This window comes from Cycloclasticus sp. PY97N (genome assembly GCF_002443175.1).
Lineage (GTDB): Bacteria > Pseudomonadota > Gammaproteobacteria > Methylococcales > Cycloclasticaceae > Cycloclasticus > Cycloclasticus pugetii.
The window spans coordinates 90,280-101,421 of record NZ_CP023664.1 but is presented as its reverse complement, the minus strand read 5'-3'; the positions used below and the strand labels follow the sequence as shown (position 1 = coordinate 101,421).

Below are 11,142 nucleotides of genomic sequence, written 5' to 3'. Positions count from 1 at the left end.
TTAGTCTATTACTGGCTTTGAAAAAAGCAAAGGTATTACACATAAGATTTGTTAATAGGTGATTAAAGTCAATTATTGTAAATGATGCTGGGGAGCCAGGTCGTTAGCTCTGGCCAAACAGCTAATAAGGCTAATAGGACTAGTTGTATTAATATAAATGGTAGAACGCCTCGGTATATTTGACTGGTTTTAATAGCCGCCGGTGCAACACCGCGTAAGTAAAATAATGCAAATCCAAAAGGTGGTGTAAGGAACGAAGTTTGTAGGTTTAACGCAATCATAATACCCAGCCAAACTGGGTTGATATCCATTGCTAGTAAAATAGGTGCAACAATGGGTACGACAACAAAGGTTATTTCAATAAAATCTAACACGAAGCCTAAAAAAAACATAACCAGCATGACCACCAGCATAGCGCCGAATACCCCACCTGGTAAGTCAGACAGTAATTCTTCTATCAGTTCATCTCCGCCAAAACCTCTAAAAACTAACGAAAATAGCGAAGCGCCAATCAATATAAAAAACACCATACTGGTAACCTGAGTGGTGTCCTGTGTTACAGCTTTTAATTGGGCAAGGCTAAGTTGTTTTTTTAAATAAGCGAGAAAAGTTGCGCCTACCGCACCAACAGAAGCGGCCTCGGTTGGTGTTGCGATGCCGGCAATAATAGAACCCAAGACGGCGATAATTAAGACCAAGGGCGGCATTAGGCCGGTTATTAAGCCTAAATAAAGTGATTTATCGACCTGTTGGCGGGGTAAAGCCGGGCAGTTGGATGGTTTAAAAAAAGCCAGGCCAGCTAAGTATATTAAATACAAAGCCACTAATAAAATACCTGGAATTAGGGCGCCAGCAAACAGGTCACCAACGGAAACAGTGTCTGGCGAAAAAATGCCCATATCGAGTTGAGCTTGCTGATAGGCAGACGAAATAACATCGCCAAGTAGCACTAATACAATGGAAGGGGGGATAATTTGACCCAGTGTGCCAGAGGCACAAATGGTGCCGCACGCCAGCGCCGGGTCATATTGACGTTTTAGCATGGTCGGTAAAGACAATAACCCCATGGTTACAACGGTGGCCCCGACAATACCGGTGCTTGCAGCCATTAACATACCAACTAATACAACCGAGAAACCTAAACCGCCCGGTAGGGTGCCAAATAGCTTAGACATGTTTTCAAGCAGGCTTTCGGCAATTTTAGCCTTTTCTAGCATCACGCCCATAAATACAAATAAGGGAACGGCAATTAATGTGTCGTTTTCTATAATGCCAAATAATCGATTCGGTAAGGCGGCTAAAAAAGCAGTGTCAAAGGTGCCAAAGTAATCACCGGCAAAGGCAAAAATTAAAGCGGTTCCTGCCAAACTAATGGCAACGGGGTAGCCCATTAGTAAAACAAGAAAGACAACGGCAAACATCCATAAGGCAATACTACCGTCCATGATTAGCCTCGCGTAAGGTGCAAATTGATTTCATGATTTCCGATAAGCCTTGCAAGAACAGTAAAAAAGCCATCAGTGGAATTAACGATTTAAGTAAGAAGACACCGTCTAGTCCACCTGCTTCTCTAGAGCCTTCAAAGTAAGCCCACGAAGTAGATACGTAGTCCCAGCTGGCATGTGCGATAAAGATACTTACGGGGAGCAATAAAAACACTGAGCCCAGCAAATTGACGATAGCGCGACCTTTCGGCCCTAGGCGTTGATAGAAAATATCTACACGTACATGACCATTTATTTTAAGTGTATGTGCAATGGCCAACATAAATACTAAGCCATGCAGGTAGGTTATGGACTCTTGTGCGGCGATCGAGCCGATGTTGAAGCCGTAACGTAAGGTCACAATGCCAAACATAACGACAACCATCAAAGCAACGAACCAAGAAACGGTATTAAAAATAACCCTGTTAATAGAGTCTATAAGACAGATCAGCGTATTGAACATGTGGTTTGAGTTTCATAACGAAGAGGCTATATTACAATGTGTTGTCAACTGAATACAGGCTTATGCGTTAAATTAGGTTGGACAATAAAGGATGAGGGTTTAGCGAGGCTTTTGCAGAAGACGGCCAAGCTGGATAAGTTTCTAGCAGGCTTAAAAAAGAAAAAATATGGTCATGTAGAGTTTGCAAAGAAACAAATGAGGAGTGTTAGGCCTTGTTCAAAAAATAAGGTTGCTTGTTTACTTAGCGTCAGGTCGGATTAATAATTATTCTAAACAGTAGTTGTTAGGAAGCTCCCGACGGGCTAATAAAATTTGTTTCATGGCATCAGGGTCCTTTAGGTGAGTCATTTCGCCTTCTTTTGGAAAGTGCACGTCTCTTAAGCGCGATAACCAAAATCTAAAAGCAGCTGCACGTATTACAATAGGCCAGTGTCTAACTTCGTCTTCTGTCAGCGGTCTAATAGCTTGGTAAGCAGACATAAAGGCTTTAAAGCGAGTGTTGTCTAAGGAGCCATTAGTGTTGATGCACCAGTCATTTACAGCAACGGCTATATCGTAAGTAAAATAGTCATTACAGGCATAATAAAAGTCAATAATGCCGGATAGCTGGTCGCCAGAAAATAAGGCGTTGTCTCTAAACAAATCGGCATGGATAACGCTTTTAGGTAGACCTAATGTGTCATAGGGGGCCTGAAAAGCCAATTCGCTGTTGATAAGTTCAGCGGAATCTTGGTCAACTAATGGTAACAGTAATTCTGCCGCTTGTTGTCGCCAGTGAGCGCCTCGACTATTGTCGCGATAAATGTCTAGTTCTAAGCTGGCTAAGTGTAAATTTGCCATTGCCTGACCAATAACGGCGCATTGGGTCGAATTGGGGCTGTCAACATCAGTGCCGGCTAACTTTTCTACCATGGCTGCCGGTTTACCATTTAAGGTAGATAGGTAATTGCCTGCTTTATTGAGGATCGGTTGTGCACTAGGGACATCCTTGGCTGAGACAAAAGCCATGATCGTTAAAAAGTAGGGTAACTCTTCTGCTTTTAATTCCTCAAACAGCGTTAATACATATTGGCCGCGGGTGGTTGTTACAAAATAGTTGGTGTTTTCAATACCGGAACTAATACCTTGAAAGCTAACAAGGTGGCCCAAATCGTAATGTTTTAAATGAGCGACCAGCTGGGCGCGCTCAACGACCGTATAGACAGACATAACTTAGAAAACCGCTTTGGAACTACCAGCTAAACAGTAACCATTGGGGAATGTTCATGCCTTTTTCTAAGTCTGAACGGCGCGTTTCCAAATTGCCATCACCGTCGGTATCCACCATATAATAAGCCGGTGCGTTTTTAGGTGAAATTTTTACCATGTAAACATTGCCGTTAACACTGTACTCAGTAATCGTTTCTTTCTCTTTACGGGTGATTGTAATGTCAGGTGACATATTCTCACCGCTGACAATTTGTGAAGGCAGTTCGGGCGGCTCAGGAACAACAGTCGGCCTTGCATCTTCTGCCGTAGCGTTTGATAAATACATCAGTAGTAGGGCTAGAATAATGGGTAAGCAGCGGCGCATGATTTTCCTTTGGAATAAAGTGTTTCTCCAATTATGACACTAACTGGTGAGTTTTTACAATTTGGCTTTGTTTTAGCGGTTTTAAAGCTCTAGCAGTATTTCTTCTTCTTCGGCAGAAGGCGCAAATCCACGCTGCTCGTAGAAGTCAAAAATAGCTGTTAGCACCTCCTCGGGTGTTTCACAAAGCTGAAATAGATCGAGGTCTTCTTTTTTAAGGGTTCCTGTTGCCACTAAGGTGTTTGAAAACCAATCAATTAGGCCGTTCCAGAATTCTTTATTAACGAGAATAATGGGTATCTTTCGAGTCTTGCCTGTTTGAACCAAGGTTAAAATTTCAGCCAGTTCGTCTAAGGTGCCGTAGCCACCCGGTAAGACAACGTAAGCGGTGGCGTATTTGACAAACATGACTTTACGGGCAAAAAAATGTCTGAAATTTAAGCTGACGTCTTGGTAAGGGTTGGACTGTTGTTCATGTGGTAACAGAATATTAAGCCCTATGCTTGAAGACGGCCCTTTAAAGGCGCCTTTATTGGCAGCTTCCATAATGCCAGGGCCACCACCGCTAATAACAGAAAAGCCGGCGTTGGATAAGGCAAGGGAAATGGCTTCGGCGCGTTGGTAATCAGGGTGATCTTCATTGAGCCGTGCAGAACCGTAGACACTGACGGCAGGCTTAATGTGTGAGAGCTGTTCAAAACCATCGACGAATTCGGCAATAATTTGAAAAATTTTCCATGCTTCGCGTTTTTGATCGCTCATCTGCTGCTCCTGTTTTTTATAACATGGTAATCGGTTTGCGCAGTATAAGGCTAAATTAAAGGATCGATGTTGCCTGAGTGAAACTTATGTTCTTTGCTCGATACCCTTGGGTATAATCTTGCGTATATAAATATTGGATAGGTTCATGGCTGAAAAAACATTGGTATTGGTAGATGGCTCTTCTTACTTATTTCGTGCCTATCATGCACTGCCATTATTAACAAACTCAAAAGGTGAATACACCAACGCCATTTTAGGCGTAACAAACATGCTTAAAAAACTGGTTGAGACGTACCCAGAGGCATATTTTGGAGTCATATTTGATGCCCCAGGAAAAACGTTTCGTAATGATATGTATCCTGAGTATAAAGCCAACAGGGCGTCAATGCCTGACGAGTTGCGAGAGCAAATTAAGCCATTACATCAGTTAATAAAAGCAATGGGGCTACCTTTAGTTATGGAGCCAGGTGTTGAGGCGGATGATGTGATTGGTACATTGGCTAAGCAGGCCGAAGAGGAAGATCTTAATGTTGTTATTTCAACAGGCGATAAAGACATTGCGCAGCTGGTCACCAATAAAACGTCGTTAATTAACACCATGAATAACCAATGGCTGGACGAAGAAGGCGTGAAGGAAAAGTTTGGTGTGCCGCCTGACATGATTATTGATTATTTAGCCTTGATGGGCGATACCTCCGACAATATTCCGGGTGTGCCTAAAGTGGGACCAAAAACGGCTGCAAAGTGGCTCAATGCATACGGTTCACTGGATGAAATTATCGCAAAGGCTGATGAAGTAAAAGGCAAAGTGGGTGAGAGTTTGCGTGATCACCTTGATGCGATTCCGTTATCAAAAGAGCTCGTAACGATTAAATGTGATGTACCGTTAGATAAGGCTCCGGCGGATTTAATAAGAACGCAGCCGGATACAGAAACCTTAAAGGAGATGGTAAGCCATTATGAGTTTAATTCATGGTTAAAACAGTTGGGTGGAACAAAGGCGTCGACCGTTGCCAGCGAACAGGTGGATGAGAAACCGTTACCGGCAAAAACTGAATTAACCGTAGAAACGATTCTAGATGAAGCAACATTTAACCAATGGTTGGCAAAGCTGACAGAGGCAGAGTTGTTTGCCTTTGATACCGAAACAACACATTTAGACTATACGAAAGCATTGGTCGTGGGTGTTTCATTTGCTATTGAAGCAGGTCATGCGGCCTATGTTCCGTTGGCTCATAGCTATCCCGGTGCGCCACAACAACTGTCTAGGCAATGGGTGTTGGATCAATTAAAACCCTTATTAGAGTCAGAAAGTGCTCGTAAGGTCGGTCAAAATCTTAAATATGATGCGAACGTGCTTGCTAATCACGGTATTAGCTTGGCGGGAATTTATCACGATACTATGCTTCAGTCTTACGTTTTAAATAGCACTGCATCGCGGCACAATATGGATGCTTTGGCTGAAAAATACTTGGGGCAAGAAACTATTCATTACGAAGATGTGGCGGGTAAAGGCGCAAAACAAATATGTTTTGATCAAGTGTCTATTGAGCTGGCAGCACCTTACGCAGCGGAAGATGCTGATATTACGTTACGTTTACATCAGCATATTTTTCCTCAGTTAAAGAAAATAGACAGTTTGGCAACGGTCTATGAAACGATAGAAATGCCACTGGTGCCTGTGTTAGCCAGAATGGAGCAAACAGGGGTGTTGGTTGATGAGCAAATGTTAAGCCAGCAAAGTGGCGAATTAACAGCCAGCATTAAAGCCTTGGAAACGCAGGCCCATGAGGCTGCGGGCCAAGCATTTAATCTGGGGTCGCCAAAGCAAATTCAAGAGATTCTGTACGATAAATTAGGCTTGCCAGTCTTAAAGAAAACACCCAAGGGTCAACCTTCGACGGCGGAGAGCGTTTTGCAAGATTTAGCCGTTGACTTTCCCTTGCCGCGCTTGATTCTTGAGCACCGTAGTTTGAGTAAGTTACGCTCAACCTATACCGATAAATTACCAAAACAAATTAACCCAGTAACTGGGCGTGTGCATACTTCCTATCACCAAGCGGTTGCGGCAACGGGACGATTATCTTCATCTGATCCGAATTTACAGAATATTCCGGTACGCAGTGAAGAAGGTCGAAGGATTCGCCAAGCATTTATTGCAGAGGAAGGCTTTACTGTCATGGCAGCTGATTATTCACAAATTGAGTTGCGGATTATGGCGCATTTATCGCAGGACACGGGTCTTTTGCAAGCCTTTAAAGAGGGTTTAGATGTGCATAAGGCAACAGCAGCAGAAGTGTTTGGTGTGCCCGTTGATCAAGTTGAGACTCATCAGCGCCGTTCGGCTAAGGCGATTAATTTCGGCTTAATTTATGGCATGTCTGCGTTTGGTTTAGCGAAACAGTTAGATATTGATCGCGGCGCTGCTCAAGGCTATATCAATTTGTATTTTGAAAGGTATCCAGGCGTAAAACAATATATGGACGAAACACGTGAGCTGGCGCGTGAGCAAGGGTATATTGAAACGTTATTCGGTCGACGTTTATACCTGCCTGATATTCTGGCTAAGAATGGGCAACGTAGGCAGTATGCCGAAAGAACAGCTATTAATGCGCCCATGCAAGGAACAGCGGCAGATATTATTAAGTTAGCCATGTTATCGGTGGATAATTGGTTGCAAGTTGATAAACCTGCTGTGCGAATGGTGATGCAGGTGCATGATGAATTAGTGTTTGAAGTCGAAAACAGTTATTTAGATCAGGCCGCGAGCATTATTCAACAAAAAATGAGTGGGGCAGCATCTTTGGATGTGCCATTAGTCGTGGATGTTGGTATGGGTAAGAACTGGGATGAAGCGCATTGATCGGTGATATGTTTGCTGTAACTGAACAGAGCTTTGAAGGATAGGCGCGTGTTGAAAAAATACTTAATGTTGAACTTTTTTTAAAACGCGCAGTCTATTTAGTTGTATCTGTAAAGATATACTTGCTCATAAACTTCCCCTCCCCTTGAGCAAGTTTCCGGTTAGCAATAACCGGGGTTTTATAAGGCTCTAGGCTATTTGTATGGTTCTAGAGCTTTTTTTTGCCTATTATTTTTGTACATTAAGGTGCTCATCCAACCAGTTATGTAGTTGTTCGACACCTTCTTTTTTTAGCGAAGAAAATAGCTCAACTTGTACATTTCCAGGTGAATCTTTAAGTTGTTTTTGAACGGCAAATAAAGTGTTTTTAGCGTTATTTCGATTAAGTTTGTCGGCCTTGGTTAGGGCTACAAAGACGTCCAAATTTAGATGAGTAGCATAGTCAATCATTTGCCTATCGTACTCACCTAAAGAGCGGCGGATATCGACGAGTAAAACCAGACCGTGCAGTGCCTGCCTTTTTTCTAGGTAGCGCTCAAGCTCAGTTTGCCACTGTTGCTGAATTTTAGGCGGGACTTTAGCGAAGCCATAGCCGGGTAAATCAACAAGACAGCGCTGATCATCAAGCTTAAAATAGACAAGTTGTTGAGTTCTGCCGGGCGTTTTGCTGGTTCTGGCGAGGCTTTTTTGGTTGGTCAATGTGTTGATGGCGCTGGATTTTCCAGCATTAGATCTACCAGCAAAGGCCACCTCATATTCAACCCCTTTAGGAGTTGTTTTGAGGTTGGGAGCGTTTAGTAAGTATTCTGCGCGGTGATAAAGAGGGTTCATGTTACAAGCCAAGCGATAAATTTGTTTATTGTACCGGAGCAAGCAATTTGCAGTGGGGATAACAACAAATCACTTAGAAAAATACTAAATTCAATTAAATTTATTGTAAAATTACGCGCTAGTCTAGCGTTAAGCTAAATATATTGGAGAAATAAAGATGAATAAGGTGTTACTGGCGATAGCCGTTTTACTGCTATCAATTACTGGTCAATCATGGGCGGGTGATGCGGCAGCAGGTAAAGCAAAATCAGCGCAATGTGCGGCTTGCCATGGTGTGGCTGGCATTAGTCCTATGGGTATTTACCCTAATTTAGCGGGTCAAAAAGAACAGTACTTGGTAAAGCAAATAAACAACTTTCGTTCAGGCGTGCGCAAAGACCCTTCAATGCAGGCGATGGTTAGTGCTTTAACTGACGATGACGTGGCGAATCTTGCGGCATATTATGCTGGAATTAAATAAATAAGTAGGCTTGGAATGATGATGAAATTGAACATATTATTGGTTTGTTTTTTTACTGCCTTAGTATCAACGAATGCTTTTGCCGTTGGTGATATTGAAGCCGGCAAGGCGAGTGCAGCAGTTTGCGCGGCTTGCCACGGTCAAAATGGCATCAGCTCCAATCCGATGTGGCCAAAGTTAGCGGGGCAGCATGCTTATTATATTGAAAAAGAACTGCACGACTTTCGAAGTAAAAAACGAAATGACCCAACAATGGCGCCAATGGTTGCCGGTTTGACAGATGTTGATATTGAAAATTTAGCGGCTTACTTTGCCAGCGTGCCGTCAACGGTTGAGGCGGCTAGCGCAGATAAAATTAAGCTGGGCGAAAAGATATACCGTGCTGGAAAGGTTGATAATGGTTTACCGGCTTGTATTGCATGTCATGGCCCTAATGGGGCAGGTAGTGCGCCAGCGCGTTTCCCACGTATTGGCGGTCAGCACGCAGCTTATTTATCTAAAGCGCTGAAGGATTTCAAAGCAGAAACACGAAATAACGATCATCAAGCAATGATGCGTGACATTGCTGGTCGGATGAACAATAAAGAAATTGAAGCAGTTTCATCATATATTTCTGGTTTGCACTAAACGAACGTTTTTTCTGCAAAAAGGGGCAGTTTGCTGCCCCTTTTTGCTATTAGCTTAGTGCTTGCGCAAGCGCAGCCTAAAATTTCTTATGAAAAATCCACAACCAGCGACAAGTACTTCGTCAGTTAGAACCTCAGCCTTGTTGTTGAAGTTTATGGGGTCGATGAACTTGGCGATAACCCTTTTAGTGGCGCTATCTATAGCGGCCATTATTGGGACGGTTTTACAGCAAAACCAGTCATACACAGACTATATAATAAAATTTGGACCCTTTTGGTTTGATGTGTTTAATCAACTTGGGCTCTATGATGTTTATTCGTCCAGTTGGTTTTTATTTATTTTGCTTTTTCTGGTGCTGTCTACCAGTACTTGTATTTATAAAAACGCGCCAAATATGTTGCGCGAAATGCGTGAATATAGGCAAAACATCCAACTTAAAACCTTGGAGAATTATTCAAACACCTATAGTTGGACGTTACCTCAACCGATGGCTGATGTGCAGCATGTTACGCAAAAGATATTCTCACATAATGGCTATAGTGCTCGGCTGAAAGAGGGTGAGTCTTATACCTTGATTGCTGGTATGAAAGGTGGGGCTAGCAGACTGGGCTATATTTTAACGCACGTAGCTATTGTGCTTATCTGTATTGGCGGCTTGATAGATGGTAATGCAGTCTTGAAAGCACGAGAAATGTTGGGTCAAATCATACCTGAAACTCAAAACATTGTAGCCAATGAGGTGCCTGAGGTCAGTCGCTTAGGTATTAATAATCAGTCTTTTAGAGGCAGTGTTTCGATACCAGAAGGTCGTCAAACAGATGTCTTGTTTCTTAACTATAAAGACGGTTACTTGGTGCAAGAGCTGCCCTTCACGGTGGAAGTTAAAGATTTTAGAATAGAGCATTATGAAAGCGGTCAGCCGAAATCATTTGAAAGTGATTTGGTGATTTATGACGAGCGCTTGGATCAACCCTTAGAGCAAACTATTTCCGTTAATCATCCGTTAATCTACGATGGGTATTCTATTTATCAGGCCAGTTTTTCTGATGGTGGCTCTAAACTAGAAATGCTTGCTTGGCCACTAAACGGCGAAAGTAATGTAGGTAAAAAGGTGGACACTAAGGTTGGTGCGGAAGTACCAATAAATTTATCTGGTGAGAGGTGGATTCTAGAACCATCTGATTTTCGATTATTTAATATCAATCCATCGGCTGAGGCGGATAAAAAGTTTGAAAATGCAGGCCCTAGCGTACAGTTTAAAATGCGTGACAAAACGGGCGAAGCGAAAGAGTATTTAAACTATATGGTGCCAGTAGAAAAAGAAGGTGCATATTATTATTTAAGTGGGGTGCGTAGTTCACCGGCTGAGGAGTTTAGGTATTTGTATATTCCCGCAGACGATAAAGGCAGTATAAAACGGTTTATGAATTATCTGCATGCGCTTGGTAATGAAGAGTTGTTGCGTAGAATAGTAACAGAGCAAAATTTTGCCGGTTCGACCTTACCGTCTACTGATGCTGCGCAATTAAACGAAGCGATGATTAAATTGGTAGGGCTATTTATTGAAAATGGAATGGATGGCGTGATCGATAATGTTGAGAAAAATGTACCAGCTGATAAACGTGAAGAAGTCACCAAACTTTACGTTAGGGTGCTTCAACAAATGTTGGGCGCAGTATATGTTGATGTATTGTTGAATGAAGGCGTAGATGTCAGCTTAGGTATAGATGAAAAAAAGGCTGAGTTTTTTGATGCTGCCTCGGCGGCAATGAGTGCAATTGGCCGTTATGGCTCACCAGTCTATTTTCAACTTGCTAGCTTTGTTCATTTGCAAGCGAGTGGCTTGCAAATTGCGAAGGCACCAGGGAAGAACTTAGTTTACCCGGGCTGTGCGATGCTGATATTAGGGGTGTTCTTAATGTTTTATGCCCCTCAGCAGCGGTTATGGGCACGACTGGAAGAAAAAGATGGCGGGCTAAGGTTTGTTTTGGCCGGTCATGCGATTAGAAATAAATTAGACTTTTCGAAACAATATAAACAGATCCAAGCACAGTTTGATCGTGTTTTAACAGGTTAAGGTAA

General features: G+C 42.7%; 10 protein-coding genes. 4 read left to right on the top strand and 6 right to left on the bottom strand.

Annotated features, from left to right (window positions below):
* Positions 1-68: 68 nt before the first annotated feature.
* From CPC19_RS00515 to CPC19_RS00490, 5 genes are all read right to left on the bottom strand, one after another.
* Positions 69-1,445, bottom strand: a complete 1,377-nt coding sequence (locus CPC19_RS00515) for a TRAP transporter large permease subunit (protein WP_016390388.1) — start codon at positions 1,443-1,445, stop codon at positions 69-71.
* On the bottom strand, positions 1,435-1,947 hold the full coding sequence (locus CPC19_RS00510; RefSeq protein ID WP_016390389.1) for a TRAP transporter small permease subunit: 513 nt from the start codon (positions 1,945-1,947) through the stop codon (positions 1,435-1,437). Before CPC19_RS00510 ends, CPC19_RS00515 begins: the two co-directional genes overlap by 11 nt.
* A gap of 264 nt (positions 1,948-2,211) precedes the next feature.
* Complete coding sequence (locus CPC19_RS00500; RefSeq protein WP_016390391.1) at positions 2,212-3,156, bottom strand: homoserine kinase; 945 nt, start codon at positions 3,154-3,156, stop codon at positions 2,212-2,214.
* Between the two features lie 22 nt (positions 3,157-3,178).
* Entirely contained in the window at positions 3,179-3,520 is a 342-nt protein-coding gene (locus tag CPC19_RS00495) for a DUF2782 domain-containing protein (protein ID WP_015005009.1), read from the bottom strand.
* Positions 3,521-3,601: 81 nt separating this feature from the next.
* Entirely contained in the window at positions 3,602-4,279 is a 678-nt protein-coding gene (locus CPC19_RS00490) for a TIGR00730 family Rossman fold protein (RefSeq protein WP_016390392.1), read from the bottom strand.
* Positions 4,280-4,424: 145 nt separating this feature from the next.
* Here CPC19_RS00490 and polA point away from each other — a divergent pair, with 145 nt between their 5' ends.
* Positions 4,425-7,142, top strand: a complete 2,718-nt coding sequence (gene polA, locus CPC19_RS00485) for a DNA polymerase I (RefSeq protein WP_016390393.1) — start codon at positions 4,425-4,427, stop codon at positions 7,140-7,142.
* A 228-nt stretch (positions 7,143-7,370) separates the two neighbouring features.
* Here polA and yihA read toward each other — a convergent pair whose 3' ends face one another.
* Entirely contained in the window at positions 7,371-7,973 is a 603-nt protein-coding gene (gene yihA / locus CPC19_RS00480) for a ribosome biogenesis GTP-binding protein YihA/YsxC (protein WP_015005012.1), read from the bottom strand.
* 157 nt (positions 7,974-8,130) lie between these two features.
* Here yihA and CPC19_RS00475 point away from each other — a divergent pair, with 157 nt between their 5' ends.
* The 3 genes from CPC19_RS00475 to CPC19_RS00465 all read left to right on the top strand — a co-directional run bounded on the left by CPC19_RS00475 (position 8,131) and on the right by CPC19_RS00465 (position 11,137).
* Positions 8,131-8,433: a cytochrome c gene (locus CPC19_RS00475; RefSeq protein ID WP_015005013.1), complete on the top strand. Its 303-nt coding sequence runs from the start codon at positions 8,131-8,133 to the stop codon at positions 8,431-8,433.
* A gap of 15 nt (positions 8,434-8,448) precedes the next feature.
* Entirely contained in the window at positions 8,449-9,060 is a 612-nt protein-coding gene (locus tag CPC19_RS00470; protein WP_015005014.1) for a cytochrome c, read from the top strand.
* Between the two features lie 88 nt (positions 9,061-9,148).
* Positions 9,149-11,137 carry a cytochrome c biogenesis protein ResB gene (locus CPC19_RS00465; RefSeq protein ID WP_015005015.1) on the top strand — a complete coding sequence of 663 codons (1,989 nt, stop codon included), beginning with the start codon at positions 9,149-9,151 and terminating at the stop codon, positions 11,135-11,137.
* The last annotated feature ends 5 nt before the right edge of the window (positions 11,138-11,142 follow it).

Bases quoted from the DNA above. Each gene is read 5' to 3' on its own strand.
- CPC19_RS00515 (WP_016390388.1), bottom strand. From the start codon at position 1,445: ATGGACGGTAGTATTGCCTTATGGATGTTTGCCGTTGTCTTTCTTGTT.
- CPC19_RS00510 (WP_016390389.1), bottom strand. From the start codon at position 1,947: ATGTTCAATACGCTGATCTGTCTTATAGACTCTATTAACAGGGTTATT.
- CPC19_RS00500 (WP_016390391.1), bottom strand. From the start codon at position 3,156: ATGTCTGTCTATACGGTCGTTGAGCGCGCCCAGCTGGTCGCTCATTTA.
- CPC19_RS00495 (WP_015005009.1), bottom strand. From the start codon at position 3,520: ATGCGCCGCTGCTTACCCATTATTCTAGCCCTACTACTGATGTATTTA.
- CPC19_RS00490 (WP_016390392.1), bottom strand. From the start codon at position 4,279: ATGAGCGATCAAAAACGCGAAGCATGGAAAATTTTTCAAATTATTGCC.
- polA (WP_016390393.1), top strand. From the start codon at position 4,425: ATGGCTGAAAAAACATTGGTATTGGTAGATGGCTCTTCTTACTTATTT.
- yihA (WP_015005012.1), bottom strand. From the start codon at position 7,973: ATGAACCCTCTTTATCACCGCGCAGAATACTTACTAAACGCTCCCAAC.
- CPC19_RS00475 (WP_015005013.1), top strand. From the start codon at position 8,131: ATGAATAAGGTGTTACTGGCGATAGCCGTTTTACTGCTATCAATTACT.
- CPC19_RS00470 (WP_015005014.1), top strand. From the start codon at position 8,449: ATGATGATGAAATTGAACATATTATTGGTTTGTTTTTTTACTGCCTTA.
- CPC19_RS00465 (WP_015005015.1), top strand. From the start codon at position 9,149: ATGAAAAATCCACAACCAGCGACAAGTACTTCGTCAGTTAGAACCTCA.